18 protein-coding genes are annotated in these 16,506 nt (G+C 54.6%); 11 read left to right on the top strand and 7 right to left on the bottom strand.

The features are described 5' to 3' along the window. Window positions 1-259: 259 nt before the first annotated feature. Window positions 260-1,627, top strand: coding sequence for an anaerobic C4-dicarboxylate transporter DcuC (dcuC, locus tag SPG90_RS01625; protein ID WP_023310737.1), 1,368 nt, complete (start codon window positions 260-262; stop codon window positions 1,625-1,627). Between the two features lie 94 nt (window positions 1,628-1,721). Continuing rightward, a complete protein-coding gene (gene rna, locus SPG90_RS01620; protein ID WP_126302894.1) occupies window positions 1,722-2,531 on the top strand; it encodes a ribonuclease I in 810 nt (269 codons plus the stop codon). Here the strand turns inward: rna and SPG90_RS01615 are convergent. Beyond that, window positions 2,525-3,142 (bottom strand): flavin reductase family protein, encoded by a 618-nt coding sequence (locus SPG90_RS01615; protein WP_023310735.1) that lies wholly within the window; start codon window positions 3,140-3,142, stop codon window positions 2,525-2,527. The genes rna and SPG90_RS01615 overlap by 7 nt on opposite strands. Window positions 3,143-3,409: 267 nt before the next feature. Here SPG90_RS01615 and rnk point away from each other — a divergent pair, with 267 nt between their 5' ends. Beyond that, the gene (gene rnk, locus SPG90_RS01610) at window positions 3,410-3,820 is read left to right on the top strand and encodes a nucleoside diphosphate kinase regulator (RefSeq protein WP_023310734.1); all 411 of its coding nucleotides are present in this window, start codon (window positions 3,410-3,412) and stop codon (window positions 3,818-3,820) included. A 139-nt stretch (window positions 3,821-3,959) separates the two neighbouring features. Further along, on the top strand, window positions 3,960-4,049 hold the full coding sequence (gene yldA / locus SPG90_RS22345; RefSeq protein ID WP_023310733.1) for a small membrane protein YldA: 90 nt from the start codon (window positions 3,960-3,962) through the stop codon (window positions 4,047-4,049). Between the two features lie 8 nt (window positions 4,050-4,057). On the opposite strand, the gene SPG90_RS01605 is transcribed toward yldA, so the two are convergent. Next, the gene (locus tag SPG90_RS01605) at window positions 4,058-5,296 is read right to left on the bottom strand and encodes a zinc-dependent alcohol dehydrogenase (RefSeq protein ID WP_126302895.1); all 1,239 of its coding nucleotides are present in this window, start codon (window positions 5,294-5,296) and stop codon (window positions 4,058-4,060) included. 180 nt (window positions 5,297-5,476) lie between these two features. On the opposite strand from SPG90_RS01605, the gene uspG reads away from it, so the two are divergent. Beyond that, window positions 5,477-5,905 (top strand): universal stress protein UspG, encoded by a 429-nt coding sequence (gene uspG / locus SPG90_RS01600; protein WP_023310731.1) that lies wholly within the window; start codon window positions 5,477-5,479, stop codon window positions 5,903-5,905. A gap of 60 nt (window positions 5,906-5,965) precedes the next feature. On the opposite strand, the gene ahpF is transcribed toward uspG, so the two are convergent. Beyond that, on the bottom strand, window positions 5,966-7,531 hold the full coding sequence (ahpF, locus tag SPG90_RS01595) for an alkyl hydroperoxide reductase subunit F (protein ID WP_023310730.1): 1,566 nt from the start codon (window positions 7,529-7,531) through the stop codon (window positions 5,966-5,968). 187 nt (window positions 7,532-7,718) lie between these two features. Beyond that, the gene (ahpC, locus tag SPG90_RS01590; protein ID WP_008501015.1) at window positions 7,719-8,282 is read right to left on the bottom strand and encodes an alkyl hydroperoxide reductase subunit C; all 564 of its coding nucleotides are present in this window, start codon (window positions 8,280-8,282) and stop codon (window positions 7,719-7,721) included. Window positions 8,283-8,905: 623 nt separating this feature from the next. On the opposite strand from ahpC, the gene citR reads away from it, so the two are divergent. From citR to SPG90_RS01575, 3 genes are all read left to right on the top strand, one after another. Beyond that, entirely contained in the window at window positions 8,906-9,805 is a 900-nt protein-coding gene (citR, locus tag SPG90_RS01585) for a DNA-binding transcriptional repressor CitR (protein WP_045402116.1), read from the top strand. An 86-nt stretch (window positions 9,806-9,891) separates the two neighbouring features. Continuing rightward, on the top strand, window positions 9,892-11,115 hold the full coding sequence (locus tag SPG90_RS01580) for a phosphoadenosine phosphosulfate reductase (RefSeq protein ID WP_126302896.1): 1,224 nt from the start codon (window positions 9,892-9,894) through the stop codon (window positions 11,113-11,115). Beyond that, entirely contained in the window at window positions 11,100-11,726 is a 627-nt protein-coding gene (locus SPG90_RS01575) for an IbrB-like domain-containing protein (protein WP_045402112.1), read from the top strand. The genes SPG90_RS01580 and SPG90_RS01575 overlap by 16 nt, the downstream gene beginning before the upstream one ends. On the opposite strand, the gene SPG90_RS01570 is transcribed toward SPG90_RS01575, so the two are convergent. Beyond that, window positions 11,727-12,887, bottom strand: coding sequence for a pyridoxal phosphate-dependent aminotransferase (locus tag SPG90_RS01570; protein ID WP_126302897.1), 1,161 nt, complete (start codon window positions 12,885-12,887; stop codon window positions 11,727-11,729). Between the two features lie 122 nt (window positions 12,888-13,009). Between SPG90_RS01570 and SPG90_RS01565 the strand changes: the two genes are divergently transcribed. The 3 genes from SPG90_RS01565 to SPG90_RS01555 are packed head-to-tail and all read left to right on the top strand — an operon-like array spanning window position 13,010 to window position 14,849. After that, a complete protein-coding gene (locus SPG90_RS01565) occupies window positions 13,010-13,624 on the top strand; it encodes a methylthioribulose 1-phosphate dehydratase (RefSeq protein WP_047173407.1) in 615 nt (204 codons plus the stop codon). Then, window positions 13,621-14,310, top strand: coding sequence for an acireductone synthase (gene mtnC / locus SPG90_RS01560; protein WP_126302898.1), 690 nt, complete (start codon window positions 13,621-13,623; stop codon window positions 14,308-14,310). The genes SPG90_RS01565 and mtnC overlap by 4 nt, the downstream gene beginning before the upstream one ends. Further along, complete coding sequence (locus SPG90_RS01555) at window positions 14,307-14,849, top strand: 1,2-dihydroxy-3-keto-5-methylthiopentene dioxygenase (protein ID WP_023310723.1); 543 nt, start codon at window positions 14,307-14,309, stop codon at window positions 14,847-14,849. The genes mtnC and SPG90_RS01555 overlap by 4 nt, the downstream gene beginning before the upstream one ends. Before the next feature lie 96 nt (window positions 14,850-14,945). On the opposite strand, the gene SPG90_RS01550 is transcribed toward SPG90_RS01555, so the two are convergent. Both SPG90_RS01550 and mtnA read right to left on the bottom strand, forming a co-directional pair. Continuing rightward, window positions 14,946-15,416, bottom strand: a complete 471-nt coding sequence (locus SPG90_RS01550) for an SRPBCC family protein (protein ID WP_023310722.1) — start codon at window positions 15,414-15,416, stop codon at window positions 14,946-14,948. A 42-nt stretch (window positions 15,417-15,458) separates the two neighbouring features. Next, on the bottom strand, window positions 15,459-16,475 hold the full coding sequence (gene mtnA / locus SPG90_RS01545) for an S-methyl-5-thioribose-1-phosphate isomerase (RefSeq protein ID WP_126302899.1): 1,017 nt from the start codon (window positions 16,473-16,475) through the stop codon (window positions 15,459-15,461). Window positions 16,476-16,506: the final 31 nt, after the last annotated feature.

Raw genomic sequence — 16,506 nt, 5'->3', positions numbered from 1 at the left:
TTGTTAATCAGCAACATGCAAAACCACACAAAACATTAACAATTTGTTATCATTAATGGGGCATGTTGCGCTATTTCTGACGGTCAAGGGCCACATGACATAAATGTACGGGCCATGGCAAAACACGGTTGTTCGGTTCTCTAGTCGTCTGTTTATTGATTTTAATCAGCAAGAACAGGCCAATTATTCGGCACATTTTCATCCTTCTTTTTTTTATTGATTTTTTGTGCTCCATAGCAGCAGAGATACAGGGGAAATCATGCTTACGTTATTCGAACTCCTTATTGGAGTCGTCGTCATTGTCGGGGTCGCACGCTACATCATTAAAGGCTACTCGGCCACGGGCGTATTATTTGTCGGCGGTCTAACGCTGCTGATTATCAGCGCAATAATGGGGCACCAGGTGTTACCTGCCAGCGCGACCAGCACCGGTTACACTGCTACAGATATTGTTGAATATATTAAAATATTGCTCATGAGCCGCGGCGGCGATCTGGGTATGATGATCATGATGCTGTGCGGTTTTGCAGCCTACATGACCCACATTGGCGCCAACGACATGGTCGTTAAGCTTGCCTCTAAACCCCTGCAATACATTAACTCGCCGTATCTGCTAATGGTCGCCGCCTATTTCCTCGCCTGCCTCATGTCGCTGGCCGTTTCGTCAGCTACCGGACTTGGGGTACTGCTCATGGCGACGCTGTTCCCGGTCATGGTGAACGTCGGTATCAGCCGTGGCGCGGCCGCGGCAATTTGCGCGTCTCCGGCAGCGATTATTCTCTCCCCGACCTCCGGCGACGTTGTGCTGGCGGCAAAGGCGGCGGAGATGTCACTCATCGACTTCGCCTTTAAAACCACGTTACCGATCTCGATCGTTGCCATCGTGGGCATGGGGATCGCACATTTCTTCTGGCAGCGCTATCTCGATAAGAAAGAAAACATCAGCCATGAAATGATGGACGTGAGTGAAATCACCACGACCGCTCCCGCGTTCTATGCCATTCTGCCGTTCACCCCGATCGTCGGAGTGCTGATTTTTGACGGCAAATGGGGTCCACAGCTGCACATCATCACCATTCTGGTCATCTGTATGCTGCTGGCCGCCGTGCTGGAGTTTGTGCGCGGTTTTAACACGCAAAAAGTCTTCTCGGGTCTGGAAGTAGCGTATCGCGGTATGGCGGATGCCTTCGCTGGCGTGGTGATCCTGCTGGTTGCAGCGGGCGTTTTTGCCCAAGGTCTGAGCACGATCGGCTTTATCCAGAGCCTGATTTCTATCGCCACCTCGTTCGGCTCGGCCAGTATTATCCTGATGCTGGTTCTGGTGGTGCTCACCATGCTGGCGGCGATGACCACCGGGTCCGGTAATGCGCCTTTCTACGCTTTCGTTGAGATGATCCCGAAACTGGCTCACTCCTCCGGTATTAACCCAGCCTACCTCTCCATTCCCATGCTGCAGGCGTCAAACCTCGGCCGGACCATTTCGCCGGTGTCGGGTGTGGTCGTCGCCGTTGCCGGGATGGCGAAAATTTCGCCATTCGAAGTCGTCAAACGCACCTCAGTGCCCGTTATAGTTGGTCTGATTATCGTGATTATCGCCACGGAAGTGCTGGTACCCGGCGCGGCCTAAGCTAAATTATGGATATCCAAAAAGCGCCTGCGGGCGCTTTTTGTGCTTTAATAACTTCCAGAAATAAATCGTGCTCATTCGATCAGGAAATCATATGTTCAGGAAGGATATCGTCATCCCGTCTGGCGCAATGGCGCTTTCTCTCTGTATCTTCTCCGCGCAGGCGGAACCGCTGAAGGCAACACAGTATAGCGATTTCGATCGCTATGTGCTGGCTCTGTCCTGGCAAACCGGGTTTTGCCAGAGCATGGTCGAGCGCAACCGCAATGAACCTGACGAATGTCGCCTGCAAAAAGAGCGCGATAATAAAGCCGATTTTCTGACCGTCCACGGTCTATGGCCTGGCTTGCCAAAATCTATTGCCGCACGCGGCGTGGATGAACGTCGATGGATGCGTTTTGGCTGCGCCACGCGCCCGATTCCGAACATGCCGGAAGTGAAGGCCAGCCGCAAATGCGATGCCGCCGAAACTGGACTCTCGCTTTCTGCTGCAGCAAAGCTCAACGACGTGATGCCGGGCGCGGGCGGTAATTCCTGCCTGGAACGTTACGAATATGCCAAACATGGCGTCTGCTTTGGTTTCGATCCGGATGCCTATTTCGGCACGATGGTGCGGATGAATCAGGAAGTTAAAAACAGCGCGGTCGGTAAATTCCTCGCCGATAATTACGGGAAAACCATCAATCGCAGCGACTTTGACAGTGCCGTTGCCAAAAGCTGGGGCAAGGAGAACATCAAAGCGATCAAGTTGACCTGCAACGGCAATCCGGCGTATCTGACCGAGATGCAGATTTCGCTTAAGGCGGATATCATTAACAACCCGCTTTCTGCGGCGTCATTTGTACCGCAGCCACATCCGGGTAACTGCGGAAAACAGTTCGTGATTGATAAAGCCGGTTACTGATCCGCGCCCGGGCGCACCATATCAAACCGGTTTTCATCACTGATGCCATAATACGCCGTCGGCCCACCCGCACGCAGGATGGGCTGCGCTTTAGCCGTCTGGTATATCCCCTCTTCCAGCAGCGTTTCGGCAATATGGATACCGACCACCTCCCCCAACACCAGCCATGTATCGACCGGTGTGCCGTCGGCACCGGTAAGCTGAATGCACTGCGACAGGCGGCACTCAAAGTTCACCGGGCTTTCGGCGACGCGGGGCGCGTTAACCAGCTGGCTCGCCGCTGGCGTTAGCCCGGCAAAGCTAAATTCATCCCTATCGTGGGGAAGCATCGCAGAGGTTTGGTTCATCGCCTGCGCGAGATCGCGCGTCGCCAGGTTCCAGACAAATTCCTTTGTTTCGGTAATATTACGCACGCTGTCCTTCCAGCCGTTGCTGGAAAAGCCGATGATCGGCGGGCGATAGTTAAAGCAGTTAAAGAAGCTGTACGGTGCGAGATTCAGCTGACCGGCCTTATCGCATGAGGAGATCCAGCCGATCGGACGTGGACCAATAATGGCGTTCAGCGGATCGTGCGGCAGGCCGTGACCCTGAGACGGTTGGTAGAAGTACATAATTCTCTCTCGTTGGTGGGCTGACGCGAATTGCGCTTCGCGCAACGCCCGGGTTCAGGACTCTCAGCGTAACGTATTCCGTCCGGAATGAAGACTGAATAAATTTCAGCGAAAATTCATATGGACCATGAATGTGACCTTCATCACTTCAAACTTGCGCCTTCAGCCAGTATCATCGGGAGAGTTAAACCCTCGCTGCCAGACGGCGAGGGTTTTCTTTTGGATTGGTTTCTGCGTTACACGCAGCATTAACGACATGGAGTAAAAATGTCCAGACCTACAATTATCATCAATGAGCTCGACGCAGAACGTATCGACAGGCTGCTGGAAAAAGCAGAGTTTGCCTCACTTCCCGTGGCCGACGCCCTGAATGAGGAGCTCGACCGGGCGCAGATGTGCACGCCTGAGACGATGCCGCATGACGTGGTCACCATGAACAGCCAGGTAAAATTCCGCAACCTGACCACCGGTGAAGAGCTGACCCGCACGCTGGTTTACCCGGCTCAGATGACCGACAGCAGCGCACAGCTTTCTGTTCTTGCGCCTGTGGGTGCCGCACTGCTGGGCCTGCGCACGGGCGATACCATCCACTGGGAATTGCCGGGCGGCGCCTCTGCCCATCTTGAAGTGCTGGCGTTGCTCTACCAGCCAGAAGCCGCGGGCGATTACCTGCGTTAACCACTTCTGACCAAGCGCCCACCCGCTTTGCACAGAGGATGCAGCCGCATCCTCTTTCCGTAAATTCACCCCATTTTCTTATATCGCGCAAAAAGCCCTTAATCCACGCTTAATCTGTTTTGGTGCCGTGGGGACGGTCATGAGTGAGATACTGGCTATCACACTTATTTTTCTGATTATTGCGGCGATTATCGTCTTGGCCGTGCTTTATCTTGAACGCCACAGCTAGGCGAGTATTCATGCAACCCCACCGGGGAAAGCATTCACCAGGCCCTTAACTTTCTGCTCTGCGGCCTCGGGCGTTTCTGCGCCAGGGACCAGAATCACCTTCCGGCACTCCTCCTCCCGTTTTTCGAACACCTTATAGGCGCGTTCCGCATCGGCAAGGGGAAGATAATGGGTCACGATCTCTTCCGGCGTAAGCAGCCCTTTTTCGATCAGCGGCAGCAGTTCACCCAGCCAGGCATGGACGTGGGTCTGGCCCATCCTGAACGTCAGCCCCTTATCAAAGGCATCGCCAAACAGAAATCCATGAATAAACCCGGCGTACACGCCGGGTACGCTAACTACGCCACCGCGTCGAACGGCAGCAATGCACTGCCGCAGCGCTTTGCCGCTGCTACCTTCAATTTTAAGATTGCTGAGGATCGTTTCGGTGGTGCTGCCTTTCGCTTCGAACCCTACCGCATCAATCACGGCGTCAACGCCGCGCTGGCCAGCGGTTTGCTCGATGATTTTTTCCGCTGCGTCGTTTTCATCATCAAAGTTGATGGGAATTGCGCCGTAACGCGCCTCGGCAAATCGCAAACGGTACGGGTGGTGATCGATAACAAAGATCTGCTCAGCCCCTAACAGCCGCGCGCAGGCAATAGTCAGTAGCCCCACCGGCCCGGCGCCGAAAACCGCAACGCTTGAGCCTTTTTCAATCTGCGCATTTTTTGCCGCCTGCCAGGCCGTGGGCAAAATATCGGACAGGAACAGCGCCTTATCATCGGAAAGAAGTTGCGGGACCTTAAACGGCCCGACGTTGCCTTTTGGCACGCGGACATATTCCGCCTGTCCCCCCGGCACGCCGCCGTAGAGATGGCTGTAGCCAAACAGCGCGGCCGGCGCGGGAATTTGCTTTTTGTTCAGCGCGGCGCCCTGCCCGGCATTGGTATTCTCACAGGCCGCGTATTGCTGCAGACGGCAGAAGAAACAGTCTCCGCAGGCAATGACAAAGGGGATCACCACGCGATCGCCTTTTTGCAAATTCTTCACCTCTGCGCCGCACTCGACGATTTCCCCCATAAACTCATGGCCAAAAATGTCGCCGTGCTGCACCTTCGGGATCTTTCCGCGATAGAGATGCAAATCGGAGCCGCAGATCGCCGTGGCCGTGACGCGCAAAATGATATCGTCGGGCTGCTCGATAATGGGATCGGGGACATTCTCGACGCGAACATGGTGCGGACCGTGATACGTAAGTGCTTTCATGCGACCTCCGAAAGGTTCCAGGTAAGTGTATAAGGGTAGCTACCGCTCAAGGTCTGCCCCGTAATATGGGCCTTTTGAGATTTATCCTGGCGAGATAAGAAAACTGACGGGGCGCTTACAGAAACCATTTATTTTTTATGGTTGAATGAGTTCAGCGTTTATAAACAAGGAGAAACGGGTATGTATCAGAGAATCATTATGCCGGTTGATGTTTTTGAGATGGAGCTGAGCGACAAGGCCGTTCGCCATGCGGAGTTCCTGGCGCAGCAGGACGGTGTTATCCATCTTTTACACGTACTGCCGGGCTCCGCCAGCCTGAGCCTGCACCGCTTTGCCGCCGACGTGCGTCGCTTCGAGGAGCATTTGCAGCATGAAGCGGAAACTCGTCTGCAAACCATGGTCAGCCACTTCAGCATCGACCCTTCTCGCATCAAAACGCACGTCAGATTCGGCAGCGTACGCGATGCGGTAAACGAACTGGCGAACGAGCTGAAAGCAGACGTGGTGGTCATCGGTTCGCGCAACCCTTCCATTACCACGCATCTGCTGGGATCTAACGCCTCCAGCGTGATCCGCCACACCCATATACCGGTGATGGTCGTAAGATAAAAAAAGAGGCCACCTTTCGGTGGCCTCTCGCTATTGCAGGTGTAGCCTTACTTTCTTCTGTTATGCGGTTTTGGTGCGAATCAGGTAGTCAAAGGAACTCAGAGACGCCTTCGCCCCTTCGCCCGTGGCGATAATGATCTGTTTGTACGGCACGGTGGTGCAGTCGCCCGCCGCAAACACGCCTTTCACGCTGGTTTCACATTTCGCATCGATGATGATTTCGCCCATGCGGTTGCGCTCAATCGCGCCTTCCAGCCAGGTGGTATTTGGCAGCAGACCAATCTGCACGAAGATCCCTGACAGCTGAACGCTGTGCACGTCGCCGCTCACGCGGTCGCGATATTCCAGGCCGGTCACTTTGCTGCCGTCGCCCTTCACTTCCGTGGTCTGCGCGTTCAGTACGATGTCGACGTTTTTCAGGCTGCGAACTTTATCCTGCAGTACCTGGTCGGCCTTCATCTCTGGAGCGAACTCCAGAAGGGTAACGTGCTCAACAATCCCCGCCAGGTCGATAGCCGCTTCCACGCCCGAGTTACCGCCGCCGATCACCGCCACGCGTTTACCTTTAAACAGCGGGCCATCACAGTGCGGACAGTAGGTCACGCCTTTGGTACGGTACTGATCTTCGCCCGGAACGTTCATGTTGCGCCATTTCGCGCCGGTGGCAATGATAATGCTGCGCGCTTTCAGCACCGCGCCGGACGCGGTTTCAATCTGGTGTAAACCACCCTCGGCCGCGGCCGGAACCAGCTTGCTGGCGCTCTGGCTGTCGATCACGTCTACGTCATAGTCGCTGACGTGCGCCTTCAGCGCCCCTGCCAGCTTCTGACCTTCGGTCTTCGGCACGGAAATGTAGTTTTCGATGTCCACGGTATCGAGCACCTGGCCGCCAAATCGTTCACCCATCAGGCCGGTACGAATACCTTTACGCGCGGAGTACACCGCTGCCGCCGCGCCCGCAGGACCGGAACCGACGATCAGCACGTCATAAGCATCGCGTTTGTTCAGCTCTTCCGCCGCACGTTTTTCAGCACCGGTATCCACTTTGGCTACGATTTCGGTCAGCGTCATACGGCCCTGGCCGAACTCTTTGCCGTTCATGTAGACCGCCGGAACGCCCATCACGTTGCGTTCGGTGATTTCATTCTGGAAGGTACCGCCGTCAATCGCCGTGTGCTTGATGCGCGGGTTCAGGACCGACATCAGGTTCAGCGCCTGCACCACGTCCGGGCAGTTGTGGCAGGAGAGCGAGTAATAGGTTTCAAATTCGAAATCACCGTCGATATCGCGGATCTGCTCCAGCAGCGCCTGCGCTTCTTTTGACGGATGACCACCGGTCCACAGCAGTGCCAGCACCAGTGAGGTAAATTCGTGACCCAGCGGCGAGCCGGCAAAGCGCGGTCCCTGGTCGGAGCCTGGGTTGGTAATCAGGAAAGAGGGCTTACGGACCGGCAGCGCGTTGTCTTCTTTGAAGGTCACTTTCGGCGACAGCTCGGCGATTTCCGCCAGCAGTTCCTTGATCTCTGCCGATTTGGCGCTGTCGTCCAGCGTGGCAATCAGCTCAACGGGTTTGGTCAGTTTCTCAAGGTAGGCCTTGAGCTGGGTTTTCATGTTAGTGTCGAGCATTGTTCTTCCCTCTCTTAAGACGTCATCATGCAAGCTGCCTTATACGGGCGGCCTGAATGCAACTTGCATCATGGTGCTGGAATGAAATGGGCGCGGGTGCGCCCATTGATTGCCGGGTGGCACTTCGTTTACCCGGCCTACGATACTGTAGGCCTGTGCAAGCGCAGCGCCGCCAGGCTTTACAGACTTAGATCTTGCCAACCAGGTCCAGGGATGGAGCCAGCGTCGCTTCGCCTTCTTTCCATTTCGCCGGGCATACTTCGCCAGGGTGAGAAGCCACGTACTGAGCAGCTTTCACTTTACGCAGCAGGTCAGAAGCATCACGGCCGATACCTTCAGCGGTAACTTCGATAGCCTGGATAATGCCCTGCGGGTCAACAACGAAGGTGGCGCGGTCAGCCAGGCCTTCATCTTCACGCATGTTGTCGAAGTTACGGGTCAGGGCGCCAGTCGGGTCGCCGATCATCGCGTATTTGATTTTCGCGATGGTTTCAGAGCTGCTGTGCCATGCTTTGTGGGTGAAGTGGGTATCGGTAGAGACAGAGTAAACGTCTACGCCCAGCTTCTGCAGTTCGTCGTAATGGTCTGCCACGTCACCCAGTTCAGTCGGGCAAACGAAGGTAAAGTCAGCCGGATAGAAGAAGAAGACGCTCCAGCGGCCTTCGGTATCTTTCTCGGTAACTTCGATGAACTCACCGTTTTTGAACGCCTGGTTTTTGAAAGGTTTAATTTTGGTGTTAATCAAAGACATCTGTACTTCCTCCGTGTTTTCGTTGAGATGTAAGGTAACCAACTTTATTCATCGGGGCTAATGCGTATGCTTTATCAAATCAATCAGCCAAACCTTACAACGTCGACAAGACAACAAGGTGAACCTTTTACAGGAAAGCCTAAAAGTAAAAAGGCCGCCTCAACGGGCGGCCCTGATACCTGAATTCCCCGCAGGTACATTCAGTGCCAGCCGAAACTGGCGTTGCGTTGCGCTCTACAACCCTTTATATCAAGGCGGTAACAGCCTTTTGATTACACCACCCGCGCAGGGATTGAGCAATCCATAAGAGAGGCATTCCTGCCTATGGCTGTGATAGGTTGCGTCGAACATCATTCCGGAGCGTTATAGATTTATTTTTATTATAAAACTATCGCGATATATAAATGGCAATTGTCATTTAAAATGATCACTCCCTTTTCTACAATAAAGTTATCTCAATCGCCTTCGAAGCACTATTTCAATAATCTGCCACCGTGATATATTAAGATGTTTTTAATTTAAAACTAAGAGAATTAACCGAAAGAATTATAAATAGTTAGCCTCAAACTATTGTTACCAGTTATATGATAACCACAGCAAACGCAGCACCCTCAGGACGAAACATGGCAAACCTCTATGACCTTAAAAAATTCGATCTTAATCTGTTAGTCATTTTCGAGTGCATTTACCAGCACCTTAGTATCAGTAAAGCCGCCGAGACGCTGTATATCACACCCTCTGCCGTGAGCCAGTCACTGCAGCGTCTGAGAGGGCAACTCAACGATCCTCTGTTTATCCGTTCCGGTAAAGGGATCACGCCCACGACCGTCGGCGTCAATCTGCATCATCATCTGGAACAGAACCTGAACCAGCTGGAGCAGACTATCAATATCATGCACAGCAGCGGGTTGAAGAAGAACTTTGTCATTTATTGCCCGCATTTTATGAGTATGAAAGCAACGCTTGACCCTATAAAATTGCTGATGGAAAACCATAACTATTCAATTGAATTACATGATGTTTTTCTTTCGTCTGATTCAGCAGAAGATCTCTTAGCCTACAGAAGAGCCGACCTGATATTTTCATTTTCTTCTTCTAACAATCATTCTGTCGCCTGTAGCCTCTACCATAAACTTCCTTTCGTCCTCGTTTGTCGTGAGGGCCATCCCCGTCTCAGTGAAAATCCCACGCGTGAAGAGATCCTGAATGAAAACTTCACCGCCTACCTGAACGATGAGAACAGCTTCAAAGACTATCAGGAAAAGGCCGAAAGCCTGTTAACCAAAAGAAATATCGTCTATCGTAGCGACTCTTTTATATCCCTTCTGTCGGCGATCGGTTCGTCCGATCTCATAGGATTAGTACCTGCGCCGGCCTTCGAACAATATGGCCCAGCCCTCAACCTGCGAAAAGTGGAAACTGACATTCAATTCCCAAGCATTGATATTTACATGATGTACAACCGTTCCGCGCTCAATAGCTCGGCATTCGCGAGTTTTATTGAAGAGATATCATTACCGTAGCATATCTAATTAAAATTGACTGATATAATCCTCTCATTAGCATTGACGCTACAGTCAGGTATTTATCCCTCAGGATGAGAATAAGCATGTCACTTTATAAATACTCTTTAAATCAGGATGTTCTTACCGCTGCTCGGGAGCGAATAAAATGGACGCTCGAAAACTTTCCCAAAACCTGTGTTTCTTTTTCAGGAGGTAAAGACTCCACCATTATGCTGCATCTGGTTGCCCAACAGGCGCGACTGATGAAAATCAAAATAGATGTGCTCTTTATCGACTGGGAAGCGCAGTTTTCCCATACCATTACCCATGTGGAACATATGCGCGAGTTGTACAGCGATGTCATCGATCATTTCTGGTGGGTCGCGCTTCCCCTGACAACGCAAAATTCACTGTCACAATTCCAGCCGAAATGGCAATGCTGGGAACCCGGCACCCGATGGGTCCGCCAGCCTCCTGACGATGCGATTACCGATCCCGCTTTTTTTTCCTTCTACCAGCCAGGCATGACGTTTGAAACCTTTGTCCGCAGTTTCTCCGACTGGTTCTCCTGCAATCGCCCGGCGGCGATACTGATTGGCATCCGCGCCGATGAGTCTTACAACCGTTTTCTGGCTATCGCGTCGGCGCGTAAACAGCGGTTTGCCGACGATAAACCCTGGACAACCGTCGCACCGGGAGGACATGCCTGGTATATCTACCCTCTCTACGACTGGAAAACCGCCGATATATGGACCTGGTTCGCCAAATCAGGGTGTTGCTATAACCCACTCTATGACCTGATGTTTCAGGCTGGCGTGCCGCTACGCTACATGCGGATTTGTGAACCCTTTGGTCCTGAACAGCGTCAGGGATTATGGCTCTACCACGTTGTTGAGCCCGATCGCTGGGCGGCCATGTGTGAGCGCGTGAGCGGTGCGCGCAGCGGGGGGATGTACGCCGGACACGATAACCATTTTTATGGTCACCGAAAAATTCTGAAACCCGAACACCTGTGCTGGCGCGAATATGCCATGTTGCTCCTCGACAGCATGCCGCAACATACGGCTGAGCATTACCGCAATAAAATCGCCATTTATCTGCACTGGTATCAGAAGAGAGGCCTGGAGGATATTCCCGATACGCAGGACGGTGATATCGGAGCCAAAGATATTCCCTCATGGCGCCGTATTTGCAAGGTTCTCCTGAATAACGACTACTGGTGCAGGGCGCTATCGTTCAGCCCAAACAAACCCAAACATTATCAGCGCTACAGCGAAAGAGTGAAGGCGAAACGCAAGGAGTGGGGCATATTATGCAACAAAGACTAATCACCGAGATGGAAACGTACCTTCAGTCACTTTCCGAAGAGGAGCGCATTAACGCCATAAATGCCTTTCGTGAAGCGATCCATAAACACAGTCCATTTCGTGAGCAACCTATAGACTGCGTCCTCTGGATAAGACAGGACGCTATTACCGCTAACGACTACAACCCCAATAACGTTGCGCCACCAGAAAAACGGCTGCTCAGTCAGTCACTGGAGCTCGATGGATTCACCCAACCTATCGTTGTGACTGAAAGCGAACCGCACCACTACGAAATTGTGGATGGTTTTCATCGCCATGAAATTGGTAAAAATCGGGCGGCGCTGAAGCGTCAGCTCAAGGGCTATCTCCCCATCACCTGCCTGCGTCGGGATCGGCAGGATAAACATAACCGTATGGCCGCCACGATTCGTCACAACCGGGCGCGGGGTCGACACCAGATTAACGCCATGTCGGAGATCGTTCGCGAGCTGGTGCAGCTTGGCTGGAATGACGAGAGAATAAGCAGGGAACTGGGTATGGACGGCGATGAAGTCTTGCGCCTCAAGCAAATCAACGGTCTGCTGGAACTGTTTGCAGACCGTCGTTACTCAGAAGCCTGGACGGTGAAATAATCAGAGCGTGTTCAGACGCTCTGACGCCGCCAGCAGCGTCGATTCCTGCTTCGCAAAGCAAAGACGGATCAGCTTATGCGGGAAGGGATCGGCGCAAAATACCGACAGCGGAATAGCGGCCACGCCCACCTCTTTCGTCAGCCACTGGCAGAAGCTCACGTCGTCCAGATCCGATATCGCGCTGTAGTCGGCGAGCAGAAAATAGGTCCCTTCTGAGGGCAAAATCTCCAGACGGCTTTTGCTTAGCGCCGCCACAAACAGATCCCGACGTTCACGGTAGAAACGCGGCAGCGCGCGATAATGCCCGGGTTCAGCGCGCAGCATATCCGCCAGCGCCAGCTGAGCCGGCGTGTTCACGGCAAAGGTCAGGTACTGGTGCACCTTGCGCAGCTCGGCGCTAATGGCGGCCGGTGCGACGCAGTAGCCCACTTTCCAGCCGGTCATATGGTAAGTCTTACCGAATGACGAGACAGCGATTGCGCGCTCGCGAAGCTGCGGATGGGCCAGCACGCTGGCGTGTCCTTCTTCTGCAAAGCAGATATGCTCGTAGACTTCATCGCTGAGCACGTAAATTTCACGCTCCGCAATCGCCTGCCACAGCGCGGCGAAATCGGCCTTTTGCCACACCGTCGCCGACGGGTTGTGCGGGGTGTTCAGGATCACCAGGCGGGTTTTGTCGCTCAGCAGCGCGGCAAACGCCTGCCAGTCAGGGCGAAAGTGCGGCGGCTGAAGCGCCACGCGTTTCACCACGCCGCCGGAGAGTTCAACCGCAGGCGCATAGCTGTCGTAGCTCGGGTCAAAGCAGATAACTTCATCGCCCGCACGCACCAGCGCGGTGATGGCCGCATACAGCGCTTCGGTCGCCCCTGCCGTCACCGTAATGTCGGTGTTCGCATCGGGCTTATGGTCGTACAGCTCCGCCGTTTTATCCGCAATGGCTTCCCGCAGCGCCTGCACGCCCGTCATCGGCGCATACTGATTCGCCCCCTGCGCCACGTGGTACGCCAGACGCTCCTGTAAATAGGTAGGGCCATCGAAATCCGGGAAGCCCTGAGAAAGGTTAATGGCGTTGTGCTGCTGCGCCAGAGCGCTCATCTGCGTAAAGATGGTAGTACCGAGATTGGGAAGTTTACTCTTCGGAATCAAAGCGTTATTGCTCATTGTGTCGTGCCTGCTTGTAATACTTATGTTGCTGCCACTATAACACGATGTTAGTCTTTGGCAATCAAGACGCTTAGACGTCTAAACCATATGAATATTCCTGACCGCGAGGGTAAAAGGAAATGACAGACAACCTGCAACTCACACATCTTGTCGACGCCTGCCGCTGGATTGGCGCCAAAGGCTGGGCGCCAGCCACCGGCGGCAATATGTCGGTGCGTCAGGACGAACACCTCTGCTGGCTCAGCGAATCCGGCAAAGACAAAGGCAGCCTGACAACGGCGGACTTTCTGCAGGTTGAAATTGCCACCAACCGCGCGCCGTCTGGCCGCAGGCCGTCGGCGGAAACCGGTCTTCACACGCTGATTTATCGCCTGTTCCCGGAAGCCAACGCCGTCCTGCACGTTCATACCGTCAACGCCACGGTACTGTCGCGTCTGGTCAAAGAAGCCGAGCTCAACATCAGCGGTTTTGAGATGCAAAAATCCCTCACCGGGCAGACCACGCATCTGGATACGGTGGCTATCCCGGTCTTTGATAACGACCAGGATATCGACGCCCTCGCCTCCCGAATCGCCCATTACGCGCAGGAGCGCCCGCTTAATTATGGTTTTCTTCTGCGCGGTCATGGCTTAACCTGCTGGGGACGCGACGTGGCCGAGGCCCGCCGTCATCTGGAAGGACTAGAATTCCTATTTGAATGCGAAATGCGTTTACGACAACTGGAGAGAGTATGATTCGCGCGATTGTGACGGATATTGAAGGGACCACCAGCGATATTCGTTTTGTCCATGATGTTTTGTTCCCCTACGCGCGTGAGCGGCTGGCGGCCTTCGTGACCGCCCAGCAGTACGCCGAGCCGGTCAAATCCATTCTGGACAACCTGCGTGATGAAATCGGTAATCCACACGCCAGCGTCGGCGAACTCATCGACGCGCTGTTTGCCTTTATGGATGAAGACCGCAAATCCACGGCGCTAAAAGCCCTGCAGGGGATCATCTGGCATGACGGCTACGTGAACGGCGACTTCACGGGCCACCTCTACCCGGACGTACTGCCTGCGCTGGAAAAGTGGAAAGCGCAAGGGATTGATCTCTATGTTTATTCCTCTGGCTCCGTCGCCGCGCAGAAACTGTTATTTGGCTACAGCGACGAAGGTGATATTACTCATCTGTTCAGCGGCTATTTTGATACCCACATCGGCGCCAAGCGCGAGGTGCAGTCCTATCAGAACATTGCGACACAAACGGGCATCGCCCCGTCGCAGATCCTGTTCCTGTCCGATATTCATCAGGAGCTGGACGCGGCTGAACAGGCAGGTTTTCGCACCCTGCAGCTGATTCGCGGTGATGATGACGGCGCAAGCCATCACCATCAGGTCCACCAGTTTGACGAGATTAATCCGGAGCAGATCCCTTCATGAGCGCATTGACCATTTATTCCGATAAAGACGCCAGTCAACACCAGTGGCACAGCACCGACGCCGCCGAGATCGCCCAGCAGCTCAACGCCAAAGGCGTGCGGTTTGAACGCTGGGCTGCGGATCGCGATTTAGGACACGATCCCGCGCCTGAAGCCGTGATCGCGGCGTATCAGCATGCGATCGACAAGCTGGTGGCGGAGAAAGGCTATCAGAGCTGGGATGTGATTAGCCTGCGCGCCGACAACCCGCAGAAAGAGGCGCTGCGCGCGAAGTTCCTGAACGAACATACCCATGGCGAAGACGAAGTGCGCTTTTTCGTGGAAGGCGCGGGATTGTTCTGCCTGCACATTGATGATGAGGTGTATCAGGTGCTGTGCGAGAAAAACGACCTGATTTCCGTTCCCGCGGGCACGCCGCACTGGTTTGATATGGGCTCAGAGCCGAATTTTACCGCCATTCGTATTTTCGACAATCCGGAAGGCTGGGTGGCGCAGTTTACGGGCGATGCGATCGCGGATGCGTATCCACGCCTCGCATAGGTAAAAGCAAAACGGCAGCTATAGCTGCCGTTTTTAGCGTTTGCTCCCTCTCCCTGTGGGAGAGGGTCGGAGTGAGGTCATCAGGCCGCTCGGGCTTCAACGCTCCAGTCCTTTCACATACCCCACCAGCTGATCCAGCACAATCCCCCACCCTTCGTGGAAGCCCATCTGTTCATGCTGTTCGCGGATTTCTTTCGTCGGATGACGCGCAATCGCCGTGTAGCGGGTCTTGCCCTCGCCCACATCCTCCAGCAGCAGGATCGCCGTCATAAACGGCTTCCCGGCCGGTTTCCAGCCTTCGGTATAGCCGTCGGTAAAGACCAGCTTTTGACCGGGATCGATTTCCAGAAAGACGCCCCGGTTATCCATCCGCTGACCGTCCACCTCAAACACGGTGTTGAACCGCCCGCCCACGCGGAGATCGAGATCGCATTCGGTCACCTTATGGGGAGCAGGAATGAAGAAGTTTTTGATGTGTTCCGGCGTGGTCCAGCACAGCCACAGCAGGTCGCGCGGTGCATCCACCACGCGCTCCAGTTTTAAGTCAGTTTCAGGATCGAGCGTCACGATGTTGTCCTCTTAAGGGAGCCCCTTAAAGGATAGCCGGACTCAGGCAAATTTCCCTTCCGCAACCTCTTCCGGCGTGACCACGCCCGTATCCAGCACCCAGCCGCTAATCAGCGAGGCTGGCGTAACGTCAAACGCCGGGTTGTAGACCTGCGCGTTTTCCGGCGCCCACTGAACCGCGCCAAAGCTTCCGGCGACGCCCGTCACCTCGCTGGCGGCACGCTGCTCAATCGGGATCGCGTCGCCGTTCGGGCATTCCGGGTCGAGGGTCGTTTGCGGCGCGGCCACATAGAACGGAATGCCGTGGAATTTTGCCAGCACCGCCAGGGAGTAGGTGCCGATTTTGTTCGCCACGTCGCCGTTAGCCGCAATGCGGTCTGCGCCCACCCACACGGCGTCTACCTGCCCTTTCGCCATCAGGCTGGCGGCCATGGAATCGGTAATCAGCTGATACGGCACACCCAGCTCGCCAAGCTCCCACGCGGTCAATCTACCGCCCTGCAGCAGCGGGCGGGTTTCATCGACCCAGACGTTGCTCACGTTGCCTTCCTGGTGCGCGCGAGCAATGACCCCAAGCGCCGTACCGACCCCCGCCGTTGCCAGTCCGCCGGTGTTGCAGTGGGTCAGCAGGCGGCTGCCGGGCTTCACCAGCGCGCTGCCCGCTTTCGCAATGGCATCACAGAGTCGTTTATCTTCATCAATCAGGCGCAGCGCCTCCGACACCAGCGCCGGAACATACTCTTCCTGCCACAGCGCAATCTTCATGCGGTCGAGATTGTTCATCAGGTTCACCGCCGTCGGGCGGGACGCGCGCAGGGTTTCCAGCGCAATCGCCAGCTCGTCACGGCTTTTGCCGTTTTCCGCCAGCAGCGCCAGCAGCAGGCTTGCAGAGAGACCAATCAGCGGCGCGCCGCGCACGCGCAGGGCGTGGATATGCCCAACCAGCGCCTCTACGGTCGAGGCATCCAGCCAGCGTTTCTCCTGCGGGAGGGCCTGCTGGTCGAGAATAAAGAGCTGATTATTCGCCACCCGCAGGCTGGTCGTCTGTAATGTCTGCATGTCGTTAATTCCCTGTTGCGTTGTTGTAGCA

It is taken from the genome of Enterobacter sp. D2 (assembly GCF_034427575.1).
In the GTDB taxonomy this organism is placed as follows: domain Bacteria; phylum Pseudomonadota; class Gammaproteobacteria; order Enterobacterales; family Enterobacteriaceae; genus Enterobacter; species Enterobacter cloacae_M.
The sequence above is the reverse complement of the archived record's forward strand: the minus strand, read 5'-3'. Positions and strand labels throughout refer to the sequence as shown.

Coding starts and splice junctions, on each gene's coding strand:
- dcuC (WP_023310737.1), top strand. CDS start 260: ATGCTTACGTTATTCGAACTCCTTATTGGAGTCGTCGTCATTGTCGGG.
- rna (WP_126302894.1), top strand. CDS start 1,722: ATGTTCAGGAAGGATATCGTCATCCCGTCTGGCGCAATGGCGCTTTCT.
- SPG90_RS01615 (WP_023310735.1), bottom strand. CDS start 3,142: ATGTACTTCTACCAACCGTCTCAGGGTCACGGCCTGCCGCACGATCCG.
- rnk (WP_023310734.1), top strand. CDS start 3,410: ATGTCCAGACCTACAATTATCATCAATGAGCTCGACGCAGAACGTATC.
- yldA (WP_023310733.1), top strand. CDS start 3,960: ATGAGTGAGATACTGGCTATCACACTTATTTTTCTGATTATTGCGGCG.
- SPG90_RS01605 (WP_126302895.1), bottom strand. CDS start 5,296: ATGAAAGCACTTACGTATCACGGTCCGCACCATGTTCGCGTCGAGAAT.
- uspG (WP_023310731.1), top strand. CDS start 5,477: ATGTATCAGAGAATCATTATGCCGGTTGATGTTTTTGAGATGGAGCTG.
- ahpF (WP_023310730.1), bottom strand. CDS start 7,531: ATGCTCGACACTAACATGAAAACCCAGCTCAAGGCCTACCTTGAGAAA.
- ahpC (WP_008501015.1), bottom strand. CDS start 8,282: ATGTCTTTGATTAACACCAAAATTAAACCTTTCAAAAACCAGGCGTTC.
- citR (WP_045402116.1), top strand. CDS start 8,906: ATGGCAAACCTCTATGACCTTAAAAAATTCGATCTTAATCTGTTAGTC.
- SPG90_RS01580 (WP_126302896.1), top strand. CDS start 9,892: ATGTCACTTTATAAATACTCTTTAAATCAGGATGTTCTTACCGCTGCT.
- SPG90_RS01575 (WP_045402112.1), top strand. CDS start 11,100: ATGCAACAAAGACTAATCACCGAGATGGAAACGTACCTTCAGTCACTT.
- SPG90_RS01570 (WP_126302897.1), bottom strand. CDS start 12,887: ATGAGCAATAACGCTTTGATTCCGAAGAGTAAACTTCCCAATCTCGGT.
- SPG90_RS01565 (WP_047173407.1), top strand. CDS start 13,010: ATGACAGACAACCTGCAACTCACACATCTTGTCGACGCCTGCCGCTGG.
- mtnC (WP_126302898.1), top strand. CDS start 13,621: ATGATTCGCGCGATTGTGACGGATATTGAAGGGACCACCAGCGATATT.
- SPG90_RS01555 (WP_023310723.1), top strand. CDS start 14,307: ATGAGCGCATTGACCATTTATTCCGATAAAGACGCCAGTCAACACCAG.
- mtnA (WP_126302899.1), bottom strand. CDS start 16,475: ATGCAGACATTACAGACGACCAGCCTGCGGGTGGCGAATAATCAGCTC.